Raw genomic sequence first — 22,987 nt, 5'->3', positions numbered from 1 at the left:
GCTTTAAGGGCATATCCACAGAGGATTTCCCATGACGCTCAGCTTCGATCCAGACAGCCTGTCTTTGCCAATTGGCCATTTCATCGGCGACCGGCTGATCCCGGCTAAAGACGGCATCGACATGCATCGACCATCGGACGGCATGGGATATGCCGGCTGCCCGAAGGCGGATGCGACGCTGGTAGACGAGGCGGTGCAAACCGCCAAGGCGGCGCTGAAGAACAGCAACTGGGGCGGCGTTCGCCCGCGCGAGCGCACCAGGGTCTTGCAGCGCTGGGCCGACCTCATCGAAGCGGAAGCCGAGACCCTGGCGAAAATCGAGGCACTGTCCTCGACACGGCCGGTGGGCCAGCTGATTGCCGGCGACATCGCCGTCACCGCCGAGCAGATCCGTTTCTTCGCCGAATTCGCCGACAAGGAAGGCGGCGATCTGGTGCCGACCGACGACACCAGCCTCGGCATGATCATGACCGAACCCTATGGCGTTGTCGGCGCGATCACACCCTGGAATTTCCCCGTCTCCATGGCCGGCTGGAAGCTCGGCCCGGCGCTGGCGGCCGGTAATGCCGTGGTGCTGAAACCCTCGGAAATGACCCCCTTCTCCAGCATTTTCATGGCGCAGCTGGCGATCAAGGCAGGGCTGCCCGCCGGCCTAATCAATATCGTGCTGGGTGACGGGCCGGTGACCGGCAATGCCATCACCGGGCACCCTGATATCTCCAAGGTCAGTTTCACCGGCTCCACCGCTGCGGGCGCCGCCATCATGGCCAATATCGCCCGCACCGGCATCAAACCCATGACGCTGGAACTCGGCGGCAAGAGCCCGCAGTTGGTCTTTGCCGATGCCGACATCGAAAAGGCAGCGGCAGCGATTGCCGGCAATATTCTCTCCAATGCCGGGCAGGCCTGTGTTGCCGGCTCACGCATCATCGTCGAGGAAACTGCGGCAGATGCCCTTTCAACTGCCATCATCGCCCGCATGAAGGCGGTAAAGCCCGGCCCGACATGGGACGAGACGACACAATATTCGCCGATCATTTCCGAGATACAGCGCAAGCGTATCGATGGCATCGTGCAGGCAGCTGTCGCCCATGGTGGCGAGTGCCTGACGGGCGGCGCGATCATGGACGGCCCCGGTTATTTCTACCAGCCGACGCTGATCGCCAATGTCGACCAGACCTCGCCCGCCGTAACCGAGGAAATCTTCGGGCCGGTGCTGACGTTGCAAACCTTCCGAACGGAAGAAGAGGCTCTGGCGCTTTCCGATCATCCGACCTACGGTCTGGCGGCAGGCCTTTTCAGCCGGGATATTTCGCGTGTCATGCGCCTGTCGCGCGCCATTCAGGCGGGAACGATCTGGGTCAACCGTTATGGCCGCTCACGCGACCACATATTGCCGACCGGCGGTTACAAACGCTCCGGCATCGGCAAGGACCTCGGGCGGGAGGCCTATCTCGCCAACCGCAAGAGCAAAAGCGTCCTGATTGGACTGTAACAGGGGAAATCTTTTGAAAACGCATCGCATCGCACTTATTCCCGGAGACGGCATCGGCAAAAGCGTGACGGACGCCGCATGGCAGGTGCTCAACGCCGCCGCCAAAACCTCCGGTTTTGCGCTTGAAGGCACGGAGTTCCCCTGGTCCTGCGCCTTCTACAAGGAAACCGGCGCGATGATGCCCAAGGACGGCATCGAGACCCTGCGCGGTTTCGACGCCATTCTGCTCGGTGCGGTCGGCTGGCCAGCGCAGGTGCCGGATTCGGTGTCGCTGCACGGCCTGCTGCTGCCGATCCGCAAGGCTTTCGTGCAATATGCAAACATCCGCCCGCACCGGCTTCTGCCCGGGGTGCAGGGACCGCTGAAGGCCGATGGCTTCGATATTATCTGCATCCGTGAAAATACCGAGGGTGAGTACTCCGGTGCCGGCGGCCGCGTGCACCAGGGCACCGATGACGAGGTGGCCGTCGAAACCTCGATCTTCACCCGCAAGGGCGTGGAGCGCATTCTGCGCTTCGGCTTCGAACAGGCGCAAAAGCGCCGCGGCAAGCTTGCCTCCGTCACCAAGTCGAACGCCCAGAAATATTCGATGGTGTTCTGGGACGAGGTGACCCACAAGCTTGCGGCAGAATATCCTGACGTCGAGGTTTCGAGCTATCACATCGACGCCATGGCGGCGCGCATGGTGATGGCGCCGGAAAGCCTCGATGTCGTGGTCGCCTCCAATCTCTTCGGCGATATTCTGACCGATCTGGGTGCTGCCATTCAGGGCGGCCTCGGTTTTGCCGCCTCCGCCAATATCAACCCTGATCGTAACGCGCCGTCCATGTTCGAGCCGGTGCATGGTTCGGCTCCTGACATAGCCCATCTCGGCATCGCCAATCCCATCGCCGCCATCTGGTCCGGTGCGATGATGCTGGAGCATCTCGGCGAAAAGGATGCGGCGGCGAAGATCATGACGGCGCTGGAAACGGCGACCGGCCGGGGCGTCGGCACCGTGCCGGGCAAGGACAAGACGGACGCCATAACGGCTGCGGTTCTCGCGGCACTCGACTGATTTCGGAGACAGATGATGCAGGGATTGAAGGACAAGGACCTCTTCCGCCAGACAGGTTTGATCGGCGACGCATGGAAGGCTGCGGCATCGGGCAAGGTGGTCGACGTGATTGATCCCGCCACACAGGCGGTGATCGGCACGGTGCCGGACATGGGCGGCGCGGAAACCCGCGCGGCGATCGAAGCCGCCAATACCGCCTTTGGACCATGGAAGAAGAAAACCCATGCGGAGCGCGCCGCGCTTCTCGAAAAATGGTTCGCACTGATGATCGAACATGTCGACGATCTCGGCCTGATCCTCACCACCGAACAGGGCAAGCCCCTTGAAGAGGCGAAGGGAGAAATCCGTTACGGCGCATCCTTCGTCAAATGGTTTGCGGAAGAAGCCCGGCGCATCAGCGGCGGCACCATCCCCTCGCCGACGCCGGATCGGCGCATCGTGGTACTGAAGGAACCGGTCGGTGTCTGCGGCATCATCACGCCGTGGAATTTTCCGAATGCGATGATCACCCGCAAGGTTGCGCCGGCCCTTGCCGCCGGCTGCACCGTGGTCATCAAGCCATCGGAATTCACGCCCTATTCGGCGCTGGCGCTTGGCGTTCTTGCCGAACGGGCCGGCATTCCCGCAGGCGTCATCAACATCGTCACCGGCATGCCGACTGACATCGGCAACGAGATCATGGCCAATGAGACGGTGCGGAAAATTTCCTTTACCGGCTCCACCCGTGTCGGTTCCCTTTTGATGCGCGGCGCGGCCGACAGCATCAAGCGGCTATCGCTGGAACTTGGCGGCAACGCGCCCTTCATCGTGTTCGACGATGCCGATCTCGATCTTGCCATTGAAGGCGCACTCATCTCGAAATTTCGCAATGGCGGCCAGACCTGTGTCTGCGCCAACCGCATTCTGGTTCAGTCGGGCGTCTACGATGCTTTTGCGAAAAAACTGGCTGACCGTGTCGATGCCATGCGCGTCGGCCCCGGCACCGAGCCGGGTGTTGCCATCGGCCCGATGATCAACGAACCGGCCATCGCCAAGATCCGCGCCCATGTCGATGACGCCATCTCCAAGGGTGCGACGATCATCACCAAACCGCATGATCTGCCGGATGGCCCGCAATATACCGCTCCCGTCGTCCTGACCGGCGCGACCACCGCCATGCGGCTGGCAAGCGAAGAGACCTTCGGTCCGGTGGCGCCGCTTTTCCGTTTCGAGACGGAAGAGGAAGCGCTCGCCATCGCCAACGGTACGCCCTTCGGCCTTGCCGCCTATTTCTACACCGAGAGCCTCAAACGCGCCTGGCGCGTGGGCGAAGCGCTGGAATTCGGCATGGTCGGCCTCAACACCGGCGCGATCTCCACCGAAGTGGCACCCTTCGGCGGCGTCAAACAATCCGGCCTCGGCCGTGAAGGCGCGCAGGTCGGCATCGAGGAATATCTGGAAATCAAGACATTCCACATCGGCGGGCTCGCCTGAGCCTTCAGTCTTTCTCCCCGCCTCAAGGGTCGCCTAGCGGCCCTTCTTTTTGTGCGTGTGGAACTGAAAAAGCCGCAGCATTTACACTCCGTCACCCCGGACTTGATCCGGGGTCCAGTGCGATCAAGTCCTTGATCGCAGAAGACTCTTTCACCGCGCAGACGCGCGTTGGCTGGATACCGGATCAAGTCCGGCATGACGGAAGAAAAAAAGCCCTCTTACTGAAACTTGTCCAGCATCTTGTAATAATAGCCCACCAGCGGCAGGAACCACGGTTTGCCGAAATGGCCCGGCACCGCCGGCCAGTCCAGCCCCTTCAGCGGGTTGTTGTCCGGCCGACCCAGAATGGCGTCGGCCATGATCATGCCGAGATGAGTGGAGAGCTGGGCGCCGTGGCCGGAATAGCCCATGGCGTACCAGACGCCGTCATGAAAACCGGCGCGCGGATAACGGTCCTTGGTCATATCCACCAGACCGCCCCAGCAATAATCGATCGGCACATGCGAAAGCTGCGGGAAGATGCGGTGCAGGGCTTCCGTCAGGATCGCGCCGCTCTTGGCATCCGAACGCTGGTCGGATGTGGCGGAAAAACGCGCACGGCCACCAAAGATCAGCCGATTATCCGGGGCAAGTCGGAAATAATTGCCGATATTCATGGAGTTGACATAGGTGCGGTTGCCCGGAACCGAGGCCCGAACTTCCGCATCCGTCAGCGGCCGCGTGGCGATGATGAAACTGCCGACAGCGATGATGCGGCGACGGAAATAACCGAAGTTGGCGGGCGTGTAAGCGCCGGTCGCCACCAGCACATTGTCGGCCGTCACCTTGCCGCGTGTGGTTTCCAGCGTGTGGCTCTTGCCGTTCTGCGTGTGCTTCGTCACCGCCGCATTTTCGAAGATCACCGCGCCGTGCCGGCTGGCGGCCTCGGCAAGACCCGCCACATAGCGCCCCATATGCATCATGGCGCTCTTTTTCGACAGCATGCCGCCATAAAAGGGCGAGCCGATTTCCGCCTTGAGATCGGCGACGGACAGAAGCGCCGTGTCGGGATCGACCTCGGCATGCAATGCCTCGAAATTCTTCGCCAGGCCTTCGAAATGCTGCGGCTTGGAGGCAAGTTTCAGCTTGCCCGAGTGGCGAAAATTGCAGTCGATCCCCTCTTCGGCAATCAGTGCCTCCAGCGTATCGACTGAATCATCCAGCGCCTTGTAAAGGGCGATGGCGCGTTCCTTGCCGAGCTCCGCCTTGGCGGAGAGATAGGAATGGGCAAGACCATTGTTGAGATGCCCGCCATTGCGGCCGGAGGCACCCCAGCCGACCCGTTCACCCTCCAGAACCACCACACGCGCGCCCGCCCTGGCAAGCTGGCGGGCAGCGCCGAGACCGGTGAAACCGCCGCCGATGACGGCGACATCATAATGACCTTCGACGGGACCTTGCGCCGCCCCCGCAAACAGGGGCGCCGTGTCGTGCCAATAGGAAACGAACTTCATGGTCCCGACCTTTCCTTACAATCCAACCACGCCTGCCAGGCCGGAAATATCCGATATCTCGACATAACCGTAATAGGGGTTGGCCGGCTCGTGGCCGCGGTTGACCCAGACCTTGTTCTTGATACCGAGATCATGGGCCGACATCAGGTCGTAACGGAACGAGGAGGAGACATGCAGCATATCTTCGGGGCCGCAACCGAGCATGTCGAACATATATTCAAAGGGCCTGAAACGCGGCTTGTAGGCCTGCGCCTGCTCAGCCGTATAGACCGCATGGAAAGGCGCGCCAAGCTTTTCGACATTCGACATGATCTGCGAATTCATGGCGTTGGACAGAATGACGAGCGGAATCTCTTTCGCCACCTTTGCAAGACCGGCCGGCACATCGGCATGCGGACCCCAGGTCGGAACACGCTCGTAAACGAAGGTCGCGTCCTCATCCTTGAAAGCAACGCCATTGCGCTTGCAGGTGCGAGAGAGCGAATTATGAACCACCTGGGCATAGGGCTTCCAGTCGCCCATGATCTCATCCAGACGATAAGCCGAAAAATTCTTGATGAACTGCTGCATCTGCGCTTCGTCCAGACGATCACCATAGAGATCGCGGGCGGCTTCGGCCATCTGGAAATTGATCAGCGTGCCGTAGCAATCGAAGGAAATGTATTTCGGGCGGAAGATGGTCATGTCGTCGTCATCCTTGCTTGGAGATCGGCCGTGCCGGAATGAATTGATCATAGAAAGCCTTTGCCCGGTCGGCGCACCGCAATTGCCATCAGCGGAAGCAGATTGTTGCGTATGCAGCCGCCAGTTTGGCAGAGAGTTGCGTTGGCATATCTCCCGACCTCGCGTGCGCCCCTGCCCCGGCATCGAAAGCGAATAACACGCGGCATAAGATGCGGCGGCGGGTAAAAGCAACAGTGAAACATATCGAACCTTGCCATTCGTCGGGACAATGTTCTTTTACCCCCGGTCTATCAATGAATGAGCAGAATAAACGGAGTTGGGCCATGCAAGCCAGCCTGATCGATATCCAGAATTTCGAGCCTGAACACCTCGATGCCGCCGTCGAACTTTCCCGCCAGGCCGGCTGGCCGCACCGCCGGGAAGACTGGGCGCTGGTCCTTTCCCTCAGCAAGGGTTTCGTCGCGCTGGAAAATGGCCGCGTTGTCGGCACAGCGATGGCAACGCTTCTTGGTGAAAACTGCGCCTCCGTCAATATGGTGATCGTGGATGAGACCATGCGTGGCCGCGGTCTCGGACGCCAGTTGATGAACGCCGCCCTTGAAGCAGCCGGAAATCGCGAATGCCGCCTGACCGCTACCGTCGATGGCCTGCCGCTTTATGAAAAGCTGGGGTTCGTTGCCTGCGGTGAAGTTCGCCAGCATCAGGGAATTCCGGCAGCCTCGGCCAAGCCCGCCAGTGTGGAATGGGCGGAAACGATTACCCCGTCTGAGCTTGCCCCCCTTGATGCGCAGGCTTTCGGTGCTGATCGTACCGCGCTCTTCACGGAACTTGCCGACAGGGCGCGTTTCGCGATCGTGAAACAACAGGGCGTCATCAAGGGTTTTGCCGGCCTGCGCGCCTTCGGCCGCGGTGAAGTCATTGGCCCGGTTGTGGCGGAAAATGCTGATATCGCACGAGATTTGCTGGCTTTCATGCTGTCGGAACGCTCCGGCGCATTCCTGCGCGTAGACACCACGGTCGATACGGGCCTTGGCCCTTGGCTTGCCGAACAGGGCCTTGCCCATGTGGGCGGCGGCATCGCCATGCGTCGGTCAAAGGCCGAAATCCCCGCTGACAAAAAACTGAAAACCTTCGCACTGACCAGCCAGGCGCTGGGCTGACCTGCTGGGCTTTAATCTGGAGAGACCCATGTTAAGCAATTCCCTGATCGAACTGGACCGCGCCCATCTGGTGCACCCCGTCTCTTCCTTCCGCGGCCATGAAAAGCTTGGCGTGCGGGTGCTGACATCGGCGAAAGGCGCCACCGTCACCGATATGACCGGCCACCAGCTGATCGACGGTTTTGCCGGTCTCTGGTGTGTCAACGCCGGTTACGGTCATGACAGCATCGTTGAGGCGGCGGCAAAGCAGATGCGGGAACTGCCCTATGCCACCGCCTATTTCGACATTGGCAGCGAACCGGCCATCCGGCTGGCCTCCGAACTTGCCGACCGGGCGCCCGGCGATCTCAACCACGTTTATTTCACGCTTGGCGGTTCCGATGCGGTGGACAGCACCATTCGCTTCATCCGTTATTACTGGCATGCAAAGGGTGAGCCGCAGCGCGACCAATTCATCTCCATCGAACAGGGTTATCACGGTTCCACCACGGCCGGTTCGGGCCTCACCGCCCTGCCCGCCTTCCATGCCGGTTTTGGCGTGCCTTACGACTGGCAGCATAAAATCCCGTCGCATTATGCCTACCGTAACCCGGTTGGAAACGACCCGGCCGCCATCATCGCCTCCTCGCTGCAAATCCTGAAGGACAAGATCGAGGCCATAGGCCCGGACCGGGTCGCGGCGTTTTATGCCGAACCGATCCAGGGCTCGGGCGGCGTTCTGGTGCCGCCGCCGGGCTGGATCAAGGCGATGCGCGACCTCTGCCGCTCCTATGGCATCCTTTTCGTCGCCGACGAAGTGATTACCGGCTTTGGCCGCACCGGCCCGCTATTTGCCTGCGCCGACGAGGACATCGTGCCGGACTTCATCACCGCCGCAAAGGGCCTCACGTCAGGCTATGTGCCGATGGGCGCCGTCTTCATGGCCGATCATGTTTATGATACAATTGCCGACTTCGCAGGCGAAGCGGCCGTGGGGCATGGATACACCTATTCCGCCCACCCCGTCAGCGCCGCCGTTGGTCTGGAAGTGCTGAAGCTTTACGAAGGCGGACTGCTGGAGAATGGCCGCCGCGCCGGTCACCGACTGATGGCAGGACTGGAGGGCTTGAGAAGCCACCCGCTGGTGGGCGATGTCCGCGGCCGCGGCATGCTTGCGGCGATCGAGCTTGTGACCGACAAGGAAAAGAAAACGCCGCTTCCGGCAGCCGCCACGCCGGCCCGCAAGGTTTTCGACCGCGCATGGGAAAACGGCCTCATCGTCAGGGCCTTTGCGAATGGCATCCTCGGTTACGCACCGCCGCTCTGCTGCACCGATGGCGAAATCGACGCCATCATCGAGCGGACACTGAAAACCCTCGACCAGACGCTCGAGGACCCGGCCGTGCGGGCGGCAATGGCCTGAGGCATAACCAGGCTGTATCGCGACACCTTCTCTAAATGTCGCAACACACCGCATATTCGCAATATTCTGCCGAAGAGCCGATCCATTTCGGCGAATCCGGCGTGCTGGAAGTGCCAAACTATCCTTGGAAAAAGCACAAAGCGCCATGAAAATCGGCGTTTTCAAAAATAGGAACGGGACAAGGATCTCGTCCGGGAACAAAATAAAATGCCGCAACCTCCCCCAAGAGGACGAGGCGGCAGAGCGGAGACCGACATTGCCCAAAAAATTGAGCGACTTCAAATATATGAGCTTCGATGTGGTGGGAACTCTCATCGATTTCGAAGGGGGGCTGAAATCGACCCTGACGCAGATCGGCGCTGAGAATGGCGTCGAAGTCGATGGTGAAAAGGCGCTCGGCCTTTACCGCGCGGCCCGTTATTCAGACGCGACAGACCTGTTTCCGGACGATCTCGTCCGCGTGTATCTCATCATCGCTCCGCAACTTGGCTTGCCGGCAGAACGTGCTCTTGGCGAACGCCTGCGCGACGCCGCCAAGAACTGGAAGGGTTTCGAAGACAGCCGTGCCGCCATGGCGCAGCTTGCAAAGACACACCGCCTCATCGCCATGACAAACGCCCAGCGCTGGGCCTTCGAACATTTCTCGAAAGAACTCGGCAATCCCTTCCACGCCGCTTTCACGGCGGATGATACCGGCACCGAAAAGCCGGACCCGGCCTTTTTCGAGAAGGTCTTCGCCTTCGTTGCAAGCGAGGGCGCCTCGAAGGACGACATCCTGCATGTCGCTCAAAGCCAGTACCACGATATCGGCATTTCCCGGAAGCTGGGCATGACCAATTGCTGGATTGAGCGCCGCCACGACCAGAAGGGATATGGCGGCACGATCGAGCCGGAAAACTTTACCGAGCCGGATTATCACTTCACCTCGATGGCCGGCCTTGCCGAAGCCGCGAGGCAGGCGGGCGGCTGAACCGCCCTCCACCAGGGGCGTGGCGCGAACTGGGACGCGACCCGCCAGAATTTTCTGCAGACGCATTTCAACAAATCATACAAAAGGGGAAGACCATGAGTGACAGGATTACAAACTGGACCCGCTCCGACGATGCCGCCGTTGAACAGGCGATCCGTCGCGGCGCGACGCGGCGTGAGCTGCTTCACATGATGCTGGCCGGCGGCGTCGCCCTTTCCGCCGGCTCGGCCATTCTTGGCCGCGCCTCGCAGGCGCTCGCGGCCACCCCGGTTTCCGGCGGCACGCTGAAGGCGGCCGGCTGGTCCTCCTCCACAGCCGATACGCTCGACCCCGCAAAAGCCTCGCTTTCCACGGATTATGTCCGTTGCTGCGCGCTTTATAACCGGCTGAGCTTCCTCGATGCTTCCGGCACGCCGCAGATGGAGCTGGCCGAATCCATCGAATCCAAGGACGCCAAGACCTGGACGGTCAAACTGCGTTCCGGCGTCACCTTCCACGACGGCAAGGCGCTGACGGCCGATGACGTGGTCTATTCGCTGAAACGCCATCTCGATCCGGCTGTCGGCTCCAAGGTTGCTAAAATCGCCGCCCAGATGACCGGCTTCAAGGCGCTCGACAAGAGCACGGTCGAGATCACGCTTGCCAGCGCCAATGCCGACCTGCCGACAATCCTTGCGATGCACCACTTCATGATCGTCGCCGACGGCGCGACCGACTTCTCCAAGGGCAACGGCACCGGCGCCTTCAAGCTTGAAACATTCGAGCCGGGTGTGCGCTCGATCATGTCCAAGAACAGCAATTACTGGAAATCCGGCGGCCCGCACGTCGACAGCTTCGAGTTCTTCGCGATCTCGGACGACAATGCCCGCGTCAATGCGCTTCTCTCCGGCGACATCCAGCTCGCGGCCGCCATCAATCCGCGCGCGCTTCGCCTGCTCGACAAGCAGGAGGGTGTCGTCCTGTCGAAGGGAACTTCCGGCAACTACACCAATCTCAACATGCGCCTTGATCAGGCTCCGGGCAACAAGGCCGATTTCATTGCCGGCATGAAGTCGATCGTCAACCGTGAGCAGATCGTCAAGGCGGCCTTGCGCGGTCTTGGCGAAGTCGGCAACGACCAGCCGGTTCCGCCCATGAGCCCCTATCATAATCCGGACCTGAAGCCGAAGGCCTTCGATCCCGAGAAGGCCAAGTTCCACTTCGAGAAAGCCGGCCTCCTGGGTCAGTCCATCCCGGTCATCACCTCGGATGCGGCAAATTCGGCCATCGACATGGCAATGATCATCCAGGCCTCCGCTGCCGAAATCGGCCTCAAGCTGGATGTTCAGCGCGTTCCCGCTGACGGCTACTGGAGCAATTACTGGCTGAAAGCACCGATCCATTTCGGCAACATCAACCCGCGCCCGACACCGGACATCCTGTTCTCGCTGCTTTATGCATCCGACGCTCCCTGGAACGAGAGCCAGTACAAGTCGGAGAAGTTCGACAAGCTGATGCTCGAGGCGCGCGGCCTGCTCGATATGGAGAAGCGCAAGCAGATCTACTTCGAGATGCAGACGATGATCGCCGACGAAGCCGGCACCATCATTCCCGCTTATCTTACCAACGTGGATGCCATCAGTTCCAAGCTGAAGGGCCTGGAAGCCAATCCGCTCGGCGGCATGATGGGTTACGCCTTTGCGGAATACGTCTGGCTCGAAGCCTGATAGACCATGGAGCCGGGCGCAAAAAAGCTGCGCCCGGCCAAGTTTTCCGCCGATGCGGAAAGCCTCCACAATCAGGCAGGTCGCAGGAGCATGTGAATGAACAGCCGGATATTGTCCCTTGTCGCCCGGCGGCTGGTCGTCATGCTGACGACGCTGCTGATCGTGTCATTTATCGTCTTTTCCGCCACCAGCCTGCTGCCCGGCGACACGGCGACGATCCTTCTCGGTCAGGCGGCAACGCCGGAGGCCGTGGCCGGCCTGCGCACCGCCATGCATCTCGACGATCCCGCCCTGTTGCGCTTCGTTCGCTGGCTTTTCGGCCTGCTGCACGGCGAACTCGGCACCTCCTATGCCAACAACATGGCGATTGCCGATCTTATCGGCCCGCGCTTCGTCAACTCCATGAAGCTGGCCGGCATCACCACGCTCATCGCCGTGCCACTGGCGCTCACACTCGGCATCAGCTCCGCCATGCTGCGTGGAACGCTTTATGACCGCATCGTCACGGTGCTGACCATCGGCGTCATTTCCGTGCCGGAATTCATGATCGCCACGCTCGCCGTCCTGCTTTTCGCGGTTTATCTGAAATGGCTGCCGGCGCTTTCGCTGGTCAGCGAGGTTCACACGCTGTTTGATGTACTGCGCGTTTACGCCATGCCGGTCATAACGCTAACCTTCGTCGTCTCGGCCCAGATGATCCGCATGAGCCGCGCCGCGATGATCGAGACGCTGGATACGCCCTATGTCGAAATGGCACTGCTGAAGGGCGCGCCGCGCATGCGCATCGTGCTGCGTCACGCGCTTCCCAATGCACTCGGCCCCATCGTCAATGCAGTGGCGCTGTCGCTTTCGTACCTTGTCGGTGGCGTCATCATCGTCGAGACGATCTTCAACTATCCCGGTATCGCCAAGCTGATGGTCGATGGCGTCGCCACCCGCGATCTGCCGCTGATCCAGACCTGCGCGATGATCTTCTGCGTCGGTTATCTCTTGCTCATCACGACGGCTGACATCATCGCCATCATGTCCAATCCGAGGCTGCGCTGATGGCAGATCATATCAAGACATATCAGGGGACCGCGCGTTTGGGTTACAAGATCAACGCAGTCGGCGTTTTCGGCTTTCTCGTCATTTTCCTCTGGGCCATGGTTGCGATCTTCGCGCCCTATCTCATTCCCCATCCGGTGGGTGAAATCGTCGATCTCGATTATTTCGGGCCTATGACGTCAGATCTCTGGCTCGGTTCAGATTATCTCGGCCGAGACGTGTTCTCCCGTATCCTGATGGGCGCGCGTTTCACGGTCGGCATTTCGCTGGCGGCCGTCACCATCGCCTGCACCTGCGGCGTCGTGCTCGGCATGTGCGCCGCCGTCATCGGCGGCTGGTTCGATGCAGCACTCAGCCGTTTCCTCGACGCGGTGAACTCCATCCCGAGCAAGCTGTTCGGCCTCGTGGTCGTGGCGGCCGTCGGCTCGTCCATTCCGGTGCTCATCGTCACGCTGTCGGTCATCTATACGCCCGGCGCCTATCGCTTCGCCCGGGCGCTGGCCGTCAATGTCAACACCATGGATTTCGTCACCGTCGCGCGGGTGCGCGGCGAGAGCCTGCTTTATCTCATCAGTTCCGAAATCCTGCCCAACATCATCCGGCCCGTACTTGCGGATCTCGGCGTGCGTTTCGTCTTCATCGTGCTGCTGCTGTCCGGTCTGTCCTTCCTCGGTCTCGGCCTGCAGCCGCCAAACGCCGACTGGGGCGCGCTGGTGCGTGAAAACATCGGCGGCCTGCCCTTTGCCGCCCCGGCGGTCATCTTCCCGTCGCTGGCGATTGCCAGCCTGACGATCAGCGTCAACCTGCTGATCGACAATCTGCCGCAGAAAATCCGCGACAGGAGCGAATAATGAGCAATCTCGTTGAAATCCGTGGACTGAAGGTCGAGGCCACCACCGATTCCGGCCGCCGCATCGATATCATCAAGGGTATCGACATCGATATCGCCGAGGGCGAGATCGTGGCGCTGATCGGCGAAAGCGGTTCCGGCAAGACTACCATCGCGCTGACCCTGATGGGGTATGCACGGCCGGGATGCCGCATTTCCGGTGGCAGCGTCACGGTGGCAGGCCAGGACATGGTGCAGCTTTCCGAAGCCGAGCGCGCCAGGGTGCGCGGCACGAAAATATCCTATGTGCCGCAGAGTGCGGCCGCCGCATTCAACCCGGCGCAGAAAATCATCGATCAGGTCATCGAAGTCACCCGCATCCACCACCTCATGCCGCCCCAGGAGGCGCGTAAAAAAGCGGTTGAGCTTTTCAAGGCATTGTCACTGCCCAATCCCGCAACCATCGGCGAGCGTTACCCGCATCAGGTGTCCGGTGGCCAGTTGCAGCGTCTCTCGGCCGCCATGGCACTGATCGGCAATCCTCAACTGGTGATTTTCGACGAACCGACGACCGCACTTGATGTGACGACCCAGATAGAGGTTCTGCGTGCCTTCAAATCAGCGATGCGCAAGGGCGGCATTGGCGGCGTCTATGTTTCGCACGACCTTGCCGTCGTCGCCCAGATTGCCGACCGGATTGTGGTGCTGAAAGGCGGCGAGGTTCAGGAAACCGGCCCGACCAAGGATATTCTGGAGAACGCCCAACACCCCTATACCCGCGAATTGTTGACCGCCTTTAACGACAAGGTGCGCGTCGTGACACCGCCCAAACAAAGTGAAGCGACACCGCTCCTCGATATCGACCAGCTGATCGCCGGTTATGGCACGAAAGGCGATGACCGCATGCCGCTGGTGCGTGCGGTGGATTCCGTCAGCCTTGCGGTCTATCCCGGCCGCAATCTTGGCATCATCGGCGAATCCGGCTGCGGAAAATCGACACTGGCGCGTGCCATTGCCGGCATCCTGCCGGCCGCAAGCGGCCACGTCGTCTTCGAGGGCCATGAACTCAACGCCGATGCCCGGCGTCGAACCAGCGACCAGCTTCGCCGCATGCAGATCGTGTTCCAATATGCCGATACCGCGCTCAATCCGGCAAAACCCATCGAAGATATTCTCGGCCGGCCACTGACCTTTTATCACGGCATGAAAGGCAAGGCTCGCGATGCGCGGATCGATGAGCTGCTCGATATGGTGAAGTTGCCGCGCTCGGTCCGCCACCGCCATCCCTCCGGCCTCTCCGGCGGGCAGAAGCAGCGTGTCAATTTCGCCCGTGCGCTTGCGGCCGAACCATCGCTCATCATCTGCGATGAAATCACCTCGGCGCTCGATACCGTCGTCGCAGCCGCGATCATTGATCTGCTCGGAGAATTGCAGCGGGAACTGAACCTCTCCTACATCTTCATCAGCCACGATCTTTCGGTGGTTGAGACAATCTGCGACGAAATCGTCGTGATGTATGGTGGCCAGAAAGTGGAGCATCTGGAAACCGAAGTGATCAAATCGCCCACCCATCCCTATTCGAAGCTGCTCTTCTCCTCAGTGCCGAAACTCGATCCGACATGGCTCGACAATCTTCAGCAGGATGCGGAGCTGGTGCGGGCGTTTTCCAAGCGGTAAGCCGCTGGAAAATAGTAAGGCGTTGCAAAAACCTGGTTGAGTGCCAAAGAGGATTGAGAAGCTGTCCTCCGTCATGCCGGACTTGATCCGGCATCCAGCCACGGCGCGTCTGCGCCGTAAGAAGAGTCTCTTGCGATCAAGGACTTGATCGCGCTGGACCCCGGATCAAGTCCGGGGTGATAGAGTGTAAGTGCAACGCCCTGTCAAGCCCATCGGTTCTGCGGACGTCTGATGCACTCCCTCTCACCTCAAAGCGGAAACAGGCTGGTCAGCGGCATATGCGATTTGGTGATCGGCGATTTCAGAACCACGAAGCTGAAATATTTGTCGATGCCGACATCCATATCCGTCAGCCGCTCCATGATCGACTGATATTCTACGATGCCTGATGTGACGAATTTCAGCAGGTAGTCGTAACCGCCGGAAACGAGGTGGCATTCCACCACCTGGTCGATCTTCTCGACGACACCGAGGAAGCGGGCGAAATCGATCTGCCGGTGGTTCTTGAGCGTGATTTCGGTAAAGACAGTCAGTGTCTGGCCGAGCTTGTTGATGTTGATCTGCGCCGAATAACCTTCGATGTAACCTTCGGACTGAAGTTTCTTGACCCGCATCAGGCAGGGGCTGGGCGAAAGATTGACAAGCTCCGCCAGTTCCACATTGGTGATGCGACCGTTTTTCTGCAGTTCGTAGAGGATCTTGATATCGATCCGGTCAAGTTTCATCACGTGCGGAACCCCTTTTTTGTTTTTTCGAGTGCGCGGCATAAAATTCTGACGCTGCAGTGGAAATCTTATCGCATGCACGTGCCCTGTCGATGTAAGCATGTTTTTTTGATGCAGCATAAAGAGTTGCAGACATGGCCATGAACAGCAGGAGATTCCGGCAAACCACTCAGTCTGGCAGCGTGTACACGCCAGCCAAAGGTAAATTAGGACGAATATAAGGAGTCCGACCCATGCCCGCCCCGCTGCAACAGATCACGACATCGCCGGAGCTGCCGAAAGCCGCAGACGCCGTCATTATCGGCGGTGGCATCGTTGGGGTATTCGCGGCCTATTACCTCGCCCGGCGAGGCCTGAAAGTGGCTCTGGTGGAAAAGGGCCTTGTTGGCGCGGAGCAATCCAGCCGCAACTGGGGCTGGTGCCGGCAGCAGAACCGCGATGCGCGTGAATTGCCGATTTCGACCCAGAGCCTTGCATTGTGGGAGCAATTTGCCAGTGAAAGCGGCGAAGACACCGGCTTTCGCCGTTGCGGATTGTTTTACCTCAGCGACAACGAGGCGGAACTTGCCGGCTGGGCGCGCTGGCGCGACTTTGCCATCACCGCCGGTGTGACGACGCATATGCTGAGCGCCGATGAGGCAAGTGAGCGGGGCCGGGCAACTGGCAAACGCTGGCAGGGCGGCGTCTTCTCACCCACCGACGGCACGGCCGATCCGTCCATGGCGGCACCCGCCGTGGCGCGCGCCATTATCAAACTCGGCGGCACGGTGCATCAGAATTGCGCCGCGCGCGGGCTCGAGACCGAGGGTGGCCGGGTCAGCGCCGTCGTCACCGAAAAAGGCACGATCCACACCAAAACCGCCATCATGTCCGGCGGCGCATGGGCGTCTTCCTTCTGCCGTCAACTCGGCATTCGTTTCCCGCAGGCTTCCGTCCGCTCCTCCATCCTCTCGGTCACCCCGGGTGCTGAAGGCCTGCCGGATGCATTGCATACAAAGGCCGTTTCGCTGACACGCCGGAACAACGGCGGTTATACCCTCGCCATCAGCGGCCTTGGCCGTATCGACCCGACGGCGCAGCAGATGCGGTTCGCGCGTGAATTCGTGCCGATGTTCCTCAAGCGCTGGCGCAGCCTGCGGCCGGGTGGGCTGGAAGGCATTCGCGGCGGCCACGAAACGTTGAAGCGCTGGCGGCTGGATGCGCCGACGCCGATGGAGCGGGTTCGCATTCTCGATCCAAAACCCAATGCCGCCGCCATCCGGGAGACCCACAAAAGGGCGCTGGACCTTCTGCCCGCGCTTCGCAACACTCAGATTTCCGCCGCCTGGGCCGGCTTCATCGACAGTACGCCGGATGGCGTTCCGGCCATTGGCGAAACCAGCGAGTTACCCGGTTTCATTCTCGCTGCCGGCTTCAGCGGCCATGGTTTCGGCATCGGACCGGGGGCCGGTCATCTGATCGCCGATATCGTCACGGGTTCGAACCCGATCGTCGATCCCGTTCCTTATCACCCCAGCCGTTTCCTTGATTCGTCATGGGGCAAGGTTGCAGATTTCTGAAGCCATACAGCAAAACAATATCCGCAGGCGAACCTGCGGATATTGCCGTCCGCCGCATTTTTGACCGGTCAGCTTTTTGGCAGGCCGGGGGGATTGGTGCGCGATTCCGGCAGGGCTTCTTCCGCTAGCTGCCAGCGATCGAGAATTTTTGCGTAAGCACCATTTTTGATCAGATCATTGGTGGCAAGCGTCAGCGCGTCGGCCAGTCCAGAACCCTTACGGGTGGTGATGGCGACATCCGAGCGCTCCGGCCAGCCGGCCGAGAGCGTTCCCACCCGCTTGATGGTCTTGTCGCGCGCGGCGATGAACACCAGCTGCGCATGCGGCTGGACGATCACATCCGCCCGGCCCGCCGAAAGAGCGACCAGCCGGGTGGCTTCGTCATCGTAATATTGCAACTCGATCGGCTTCAAGCCGGCAGCGACATTCTCGTCGCTCCATTTCAGCAGAATACGCTCCTGATTGGTGCCGGCACCAACGATGATCCTCAGACCGGCGGCATCCTTCGGCTCGGTGATGGAGGTTATGCCGCTGTCGGACTTGACGAAGAAGCCATGCAGGCCCTGGCGGTAGGTTGAGAAATCGAACTTTTCCTTGCGCTGTTCGGTAACACCGACATTGGAGATGACGGCATCATATTTGCCCGAGGCGAGGCCGAGCGGCCAGTCGGCCCAGGCCACGGCCACCAGTTCCAGCTCAAGGCCGAGACTATCGGCAACGGCAAGCGCGTAGTCCGGGTCTGCGCCCACGACGGTCTTGGCATCCGTCGCATAGGTGGCCAATGGCGGTCCACCGGGAGAAACGGCGACAGTGAGTTTGCCCGGCGTGACGAATTTGAAATCTTTCGGAAGGGCGGCGATGGCGCCGGGGTCTTTTTCAACCCTGATACGGCCAGGCTGATCCGGTGACAGATCGAAGACATCGGTTGCGAAGGCCGGGACGAAACCGGAGATGGAGAGAAAGACGCCGAACGTGGCCTTGGCGAAACGAGAGGTAAAGCTCATCATGATTTCCCGATAAAGGATTGCGGGACGAGGGTAGCGCGGGCGGGAGGATGCCCGCGCCACCGGCTGAGTGATGTCCCACCTTCGACTCAGCTTTTAGAAACTCGGTTTTTCACGCTCAGCTCTTGGGCAGGCCGGGCGGATTGGTGCGGGATTCGGTGATGGCTTCCGAGCCGAGATTCCAGCGAGCGAGAACCTTGCCGTAATTGCCGTTCTTGATCTGGGCATTCAGCGCAGCCGTGACGGCCTCGGCGATGCCGGCATCCTTTTTCGAAGCGAAGGCGATTTCCGCCGCTTCCGGCCAGCCGCCCGAGAAGGTGCCGACGAGCTTGGTCTTTTTCTGGCTTGCCGCCTGGAAGGCCGAAGTGGCATTGGGGCCGAGATAGGCATCCGCACGACCGGATTGCAGGGCAACGTCAAGCACGGCCTGATCGTCGTAATATTGCACTTCGGTGTCGGCCAGTCCCTTGGCCTTGTTGTCCTTGATCCATTTCAGCAGGATCTGCTCCTGATTGGTGGCTGCGCCGACGATCACCTTCAGCCCGGCGACATCCTCAGGCTTGCCGATGGATGTGACCTTGCTGTTGTTGCCGACATAAAAGCCGAGCAGATCGTTGCGATAGCTGGAGAAATCGAACTTCTCCTTGCGCGCTTCCGTCACCGTGATGTTGGATGCGACGGCATCATATTTGCCGGAAGCAAGGCCGAGCGGCCAGTCGGCCCAGGCAATCGGAACGAGCTGAAGTTCAAGCCCAAGGCTGTCGGCAACCAGCTGGGCGATATCCGGCTCCACACCGATCGGCGTTTTCGTGTCGCTCGCATAATCGACCAGCGGCAGGCGGAAGGGCACGGTCGCGACCGTCAGCTTGCCATCGGCGATGAATTTATGGCCGGCGGGCAGAAGCTTGATTGCCTCCTCAACCTTTTCGGCGCGCACCCGGCCCTTCTCTTCGGGCGACAGGTCAACCTCCTGCGCATGCGCAGCGGGAATGAGCGCGATGGTGGCGGTGAAAAGACCGCCGGCGAGCAGGGACAATAATTTCGATGAAAAAGCCATGTGAGTGTTTCCTTGTTATGATTAGAGAACTTTTGCGAGGAATTCGGCCGTGCGCGGATGTTCAGGGTTGTTGAACACCTTCTCCGGTGTGCCCGTTTCAACGATGCGGCCCTGTTCCATGAAGACGACCCTGTCGGAGACTTCGCGGGCAAAACCGATCTCATGGGTGACGATGATAAGGGTGACGCCGGAGCGGGAGAGCTCCTTGATGACGTCAAGCACTTCATTGACCAGTTCAGGATCGAGCGCGGATGTCGGCTCATCGAACAGCAGCACCTTTGGCCGCAGGGCGAGTGCCCGGGCAATCGCCACGCGTTGCTGCTGGCCGCCGGAAAGCTGGCGCGGGTAGGCATTGGCCTTCTCGGCAAGGCCGACACGAGCCAGAAGATCGCGCGCTTCCACTTCAGCCTGTTCTTTCGAGATGCCGCGAACCGCGACCGGCGCTTCGATGATGTTTTCAAGCGCAGTGAGATGCGGAAACAGGTTGAAGCTCTGGAACACCATGCCCACTTCGACGCGGCGTTTGAGGATTTCCCGCTCCTTCAGCTCATAAAGCGTATCGCCCTGCTGGCGATAACCAACCAGCTCGCCGTCTATGGCGATAAAGCCGTCATCGACGCGCTCCAGATGGTTGATGGAGCGCAGCAGGGTGGACTTGCCCGAGCCGGATTGGCCAAGAATGGTGGTGACGCTGCCTGCCGGAATGGAAAGGGAGACATCATCCAGCACCTTGAGTGTGCCGAAAGACTTGGAAACACCGTGGATATTCACCGAACCGCCACGATTGCCGATGCGGAAGCCTCCCGCACGCGCCGATACCGAAGCCTCCCGCTTTGCAGGCACTGTCACGGCCGCCGGCTCCGACGCTGCCCGGCGTGGCAGGAAGGTGCGGTAGACGGTGGCGAAAAGCGAAGGTGGCGGATTGCGAAGCGCACCCCGGGAAAAATGCCGTTCGATATGATGCTGAACGATCGATAGCGCCGTCAGGATCACCAGATACCAGACGGTTGCGACCATCAGCAGCGGGATCACTTCCAGATTGCGGCGATAGATGATCTGGATCGTGTAGAACAATTCCGGTAGCGCGAGGATATAGACCTGCGATGTTCCCTTTGCGAGGCCGATGATGTCGTTGAAGGCCGTCGGCAGGATGGACCGCATGGCCTGCGGCAGAACGATGCGGGAGGCCTGCCGCCGACGTGGAAGGCCGAGCGCGGCGGCGGCTTCCAGCTGCCCCTGGTCCACCGAGAGAATGCCGCCACGCACGATTTCTGATGCAAAGGCCGCCTGATTGAGAGTGAGGCCCAGCACGGCGGCCGCAAACGGCGTCATCAGCTGCGTCGTATTCCAGCTGAAGAAGTTGATGCCGGTATAAGGCACGCCGATCGTCACCGTTTCATAGAGATAACCGAGATTGTTGAGGATCAGCAGAAGCACGATCAGCGGGATCGACCGGAAAATCCAGATATAGGTCCAGGAAACGGCAACCAGCAACGGCGAGCGGGACACACGGGCAAGTGCCAGCAGCGTTCCGAGAACAAACCCGAACAGCGCACCCAGCGCCGTCAACAGCAATGTCCGGCCAAGGCCAACGAGCACCGGTTCGGCGAAGAACCATTCGGCAAAGACGTCCCAACCCCAGCGCGGATTGCCGAAAACGGAATGCAGCACGGCCGCAATGATCAGGACGGAAAAAACCGTGCCCACGGTGCGCAAGGGGTAACGGGCAGGAACGATGCGGAAATGGCCGTAACCACCTTTAACCGGCTCGCCCTTCTGCTCGCTGACCGCCACATGCGGAAAATCAGAGGCTATCGTCATCTAAAGAGCCTTTCACGGATGGGCGGAAGAGGGTTGCGGATGGACGGCCGGTATCGGCGCGCCGTCCGGGAGGGGACCGGAAGCCGCATCGGCAAGAAATTTTTCGAAGGGCAACGACCTGATCGTCTCGGGGTCGGCCGCCGTGTCGAACAAGGCGCGATAACCATTGGTGAGATAGAGGCCGACGGCTTCCGGCTGTCGGAACCCCGTGGTCAGATAAACACGGGCATAACCCTGCCGGATCGCCTGCTGCTCCAGTTCCCGAAGCACGAGCTTCGCCAGCCCCTGCCGACGATGGGCCGAATGGGTCCAGACCCGCTTGAATTCGGCAGTCTCCTCGTCGTAACGCATGAAAGCGCCGCCGGCGATCGGCTTTCCATCCCGCAGAAGCAGCAGGAAATTGCCGTATGGCGGACTAAAGGCTTCCGGGGGATATTTGTTCAGCTCCGCCCTTGCCCCTTCCGCATTGAAGAATGTGCCGTAACGGCTGTCATATTCGAACAGCAACTCCTCCAGAAGCGGAGTTGCGAGCGGATCCTTGACCGATGTGTAGAAAAAACTGTCGCTCATGTCCTTGTCCTAAATTTCGTGTCAGGAGAGGTATGCTTCAGCCAGGCGCACCCAGAAGCGTGCCGCAGGCGCAATGATTGCATCGTTGAAATCATAGTGAGGGCTGTGCAGGGAGGCGCTGTCGCCATTGCCGACGAAGAGGTAGGAGCCGGGTCGCTCCTGCAGCATGAAAGCGAAATCTTCGCTCGCCGTGCGCGGCTGAAACCCTTCGACGATCTGTCCGGCTGGAAAATGCCGTCTGGCGACATCGCGGGCGAAAACCGTCTGCGCCGCGTGATTGATTACAGGCGGAAAACCACGGGAATAGGCAACGTCAGCCCTTGCGCCAAAACTTTCCGCCTGCGCCTTGGCGAGTGCCGGAAGCCGTTCTTCCAGCCTGTCGCGCACGGCGGGTGAAAAAGCCCGGGCGGTGATCTGCAGTTCCACGCTCTCGGGAATGACGTTGGAGGCGGTTCCGCCATGGATGGAACCGACGGTCAGCACCGCCATTTCGCGCGGATCGACGTTGCGGGAAACAATGCTCTGCAGGGCGGTGATGAAGCTTGCCGAGACCAGAACCGGATCGACCGTCTCATGCGGCGCCGCACCGTGGCCGCCCTTGCCGACGATACGCACCTGCGCCTTGTCGACGGAGGCCATGGCAGGGCCTTCCACGAAACCGAACTGTCCGGTTTCCACACCCGGCCAATTGTGCAGGCCGAAGACCGCATCAACGGGAAACCGCTCGAACAGCCGGTCCTTTATCATCGCCCTCGCACCCGCGCCGATCTCCTCGGCGGGCTGGAAGATCAGCGTCAAAGTGCCGGAAAAATTCGAAGTTTCAGCAAGATAACGGGCAGCCGTGAGCAGGATCGTCGTGTGACCATCATGACCGCAGGCATGCATGACGCCCGGCGTTTCGCTGGCATAGGCAAGGCCGGTCTCTTCATGAATTGGCAGCGCATCGATATCGGCGCGGATGCCGAGACGTTTTTCACCATGACCCCGTTTCAGGGTGGCAACGACACCGTGACCGCCGACACCTTCCGTCACCTCATATCCGAACGACAGCAGATAACGGGCGATGAGCGCCGCCGTGCGGTTTTCCTTGAGCGACAGCTCCGGATGCCGGTGGAGATCATGCCGGATGGCGATACTCTCCTCGACGAAGGCAAGGATTCCCCGTTCGGCGTCGTCCTGCGGACGCGCGCCGTCAATGCGGATATTCATGGTTCTGTCTCCTGCACGGCTTTTTGCCCGCCGTGTCTTGTAATCTGCG

Annotated in this window: 19 protein-coding genes; 11 read left to right on the top strand and 8 right to left on the bottom strand. The window is 60.4% G+C overall.

Annotated elements, in window-relative coordinates; all coding sequences use genetic code 11:
* Window positions 1-31: 31 nt before the first annotated feature.
* The 3 genes from QSV77_RS16385 to QSV77_RS16375 are packed head-to-tail and all read left to right on the top strand — an operon-like array spanning window position 32 to window position 4,025.
* Window positions 32-1,495 (top strand): aldehyde dehydrogenase, encoded by a 1,464-nt coding sequence (locus QSV77_RS16385; protein ID WP_302734293.1) that lies wholly within the window; start codon window positions 32-34, stop codon window positions 1,493-1,495.
* 13 nt (window positions 1,496-1,508) lie between these two features.
* Window positions 1,509-2,552 (top strand): tartrate dehydrogenase, encoded by a 1,044-nt coding sequence (locus QSV77_RS16380; RefSeq protein WP_302734292.1) that lies wholly within the window; start codon window positions 1,509-1,511, stop codon window positions 2,550-2,552.
* A gap of 15 nt (window positions 2,553-2,567) precedes the next feature.
* Entirely contained in the window at window positions 2,568-4,025 is a 1,458-nt protein-coding gene (locus QSV77_RS16375; protein ID WP_302734291.1) for an NAD-dependent succinate-semialdehyde dehydrogenase, read from the top strand.
* Between the two features lie 218 nt (window positions 4,026-4,243).
* Here the strand turns inward: QSV77_RS16375 and QSV77_RS16370 are convergent, their stop codons facing one another.
* Together QSV77_RS16370 and QSV77_RS16365 are read right to left on the bottom strand one after the other, a co-directional pair.
* Window positions 4,244-5,518, bottom strand: a complete 1,275-nt coding sequence (locus QSV77_RS16370; protein WP_302734290.1) for an FAD-binding oxidoreductase — start codon at window positions 5,516-5,518, stop codon at window positions 4,244-4,246.
* A 15-nt stretch (window positions 5,519-5,533) separates the two neighbouring features.
* A complete protein-coding gene (locus QSV77_RS16365) occupies window positions 5,534-6,202 on the bottom strand; it encodes a haloacid dehalogenase type II (RefSeq protein ID WP_065117502.1) in 669 nt (222 codons plus the stop codon).
* A gap of 323 nt (window positions 6,203-6,525) precedes the next feature.
* Here QSV77_RS16365 and QSV77_RS16360 point away from each other — a divergent pair, with 323 nt between their 5' ends.
* The 7 genes from QSV77_RS16360 to QSV77_RS16330 all read left to right on the top strand — a co-directional run bounded on the left by QSV77_RS16360 (window position 6,526) and on the right by QSV77_RS16330 (window position 14,993).
* Window positions 6,526-7,362, top strand: a complete 837-nt coding sequence (locus QSV77_RS16360) for a GNAT family N-acetyltransferase (protein ID WP_302734289.1) — start codon at window positions 6,526-6,528, stop codon at window positions 7,360-7,362.
* 28 nt (window positions 7,363-7,390) lie between these two features.
* Window positions 7,391-8,764: an aspartate aminotransferase family protein gene (locus QSV77_RS16355; RefSeq protein WP_142843616.1), complete on the top strand. Its 1,374-nt coding sequence runs from the start codon at window positions 7,391-7,393 to the stop codon at window positions 8,762-8,764.
* Between the two features lie 256 nt (window positions 8,765-9,020).
* Window positions 9,021-9,734: an HAD-IA family hydrolase gene (locus tag QSV77_RS16350; protein WP_161991664.1), complete on the top strand. Its 714-nt coding sequence runs from the start codon at window positions 9,021-9,023 to the stop codon at window positions 9,732-9,734.
* Window positions 9,735-9,829: 95 nt separating this feature from the next.
* Window positions 9,830-11,440 (top strand): ABC transporter substrate-binding protein, encoded by a 1,611-nt coding sequence (locus QSV77_RS16345; protein ID WP_052818935.1) that lies wholly within the window; start codon window positions 9,830-9,832, stop codon window positions 11,438-11,440.
* A 96-nt stretch (window positions 11,441-11,536) separates the two neighbouring features.
* Window positions 11,537-12,487: an ABC transporter permease gene (locus QSV77_RS16340; RefSeq protein WP_302734286.1), complete on the top strand. Its 951-nt coding sequence runs from the start codon at window positions 11,537-11,539 to the stop codon at window positions 12,485-12,487.
* Window positions 12,487-13,338, top strand: a complete 852-nt coding sequence (locus QSV77_RS16335) for an ABC transporter permease (RefSeq protein ID WP_142843619.1) — start codon at window positions 12,487-12,489, stop codon at window positions 13,336-13,338. Before QSV77_RS16340 ends, QSV77_RS16335 begins: the two co-directional genes overlap by 1 nt.
* Window positions 13,338-14,993 carry an ABC transporter ATP-binding protein gene (locus QSV77_RS16330; protein ID WP_302734285.1) on the top strand — a complete coding sequence of 552 codons (1,656 nt, stop codon included), beginning with the start codon at window positions 13,338-13,340 and terminating at the stop codon, window positions 14,991-14,993. Before QSV77_RS16335 ends, QSV77_RS16330 begins: the two co-directional genes overlap by 1 nt.
* Before the next feature lie 248 nt (window positions 14,994-15,241).
* Here QSV77_RS16330 and QSV77_RS16325 read toward each other — a convergent pair whose 3' ends face one another.
* The gene (locus QSV77_RS16325; protein ID WP_046801438.1) at window positions 15,242-15,718 is read right to left on the bottom strand and encodes an Lrp/AsnC family transcriptional regulator; all 477 of its coding nucleotides are present in this window, start codon (window positions 15,716-15,718) and stop codon (window positions 15,242-15,244) included.
* A 233-nt stretch (window positions 15,719-15,951) separates the two neighbouring features.
* Here QSV77_RS16325 and QSV77_RS16320 point away from each other — a divergent pair, with 233 nt between their 5' ends.
* Entirely contained in the window at window positions 15,952-17,277 is a 1,326-nt protein-coding gene (locus QSV77_RS16320; RefSeq protein WP_302734284.1) for an FAD-binding oxidoreductase, read from the top strand.
* Window positions 17,278-17,345: 68 nt separating this feature from the next.
* Here QSV77_RS16320 and QSV77_RS16315 read toward each other — a convergent pair whose 3' ends face one another.
* From QSV77_RS16315 to QSV77_RS16295, 5 genes are all read right to left on the bottom strand, one after another.
* The gene (locus tag QSV77_RS16315) at window positions 17,346-18,281 is read right to left on the bottom strand and encodes an ABC transporter substrate-binding protein (protein WP_302734283.1); all 936 of its coding nucleotides are present in this window, start codon (window positions 18,279-18,281) and stop codon (window positions 17,346-17,348) included.
* Window positions 18,282-18,399: 118 nt separating this feature from the next.
* Entirely contained in the window at window positions 18,400-19,338 is a 939-nt protein-coding gene (locus tag QSV77_RS16310) for an ABC transporter substrate-binding protein (RefSeq protein WP_302734282.1), read from the bottom strand.
* Between the two features lie 21 nt (window positions 19,339-19,359).
* Complete coding sequence (locus tag QSV77_RS16305) at window positions 19,360-21,159, bottom strand: amino acid ABC transporter permease/ATP-binding protein (protein ID WP_302734281.1); 1,800 nt, start codon at window positions 21,157-21,159, stop codon at window positions 19,360-19,362.
* Window positions 21,160-21,171: 12 nt separating this feature from the next.
* Entirely contained in the window at window positions 21,172-21,729 is a 558-nt protein-coding gene (locus QSV77_RS16300; protein WP_302734280.1) for a GNAT family N-acetyltransferase, read from the bottom strand.
* Window positions 21,730-21,750: 21 nt separating this feature from the next.
* Window positions 21,751-22,938 (bottom strand): M20 aminoacylase family protein, encoded by a 1,188-nt coding sequence (locus tag QSV77_RS16295; RefSeq protein ID WP_302734279.1) that lies wholly within the window; start codon window positions 22,936-22,938, stop codon window positions 21,751-21,753.
* Between the last annotated feature and the right edge of the window lie 49 nt (window positions 22,939-22,987).

Source organism: Agrobacterium sp. V1, from assembly GCF_030518355.1.
Classification (GTDB): domain Bacteria; phylum Pseudomonadota; class Alphaproteobacteria; order Rhizobiales; family Rhizobiaceae; genus Agrobacterium; species Agrobacterium cucumeris.
The sequence above is the reverse complement of the archived record's forward strand: the minus strand, read 5'-3'. Positions and strand labels throughout refer to the sequence as shown.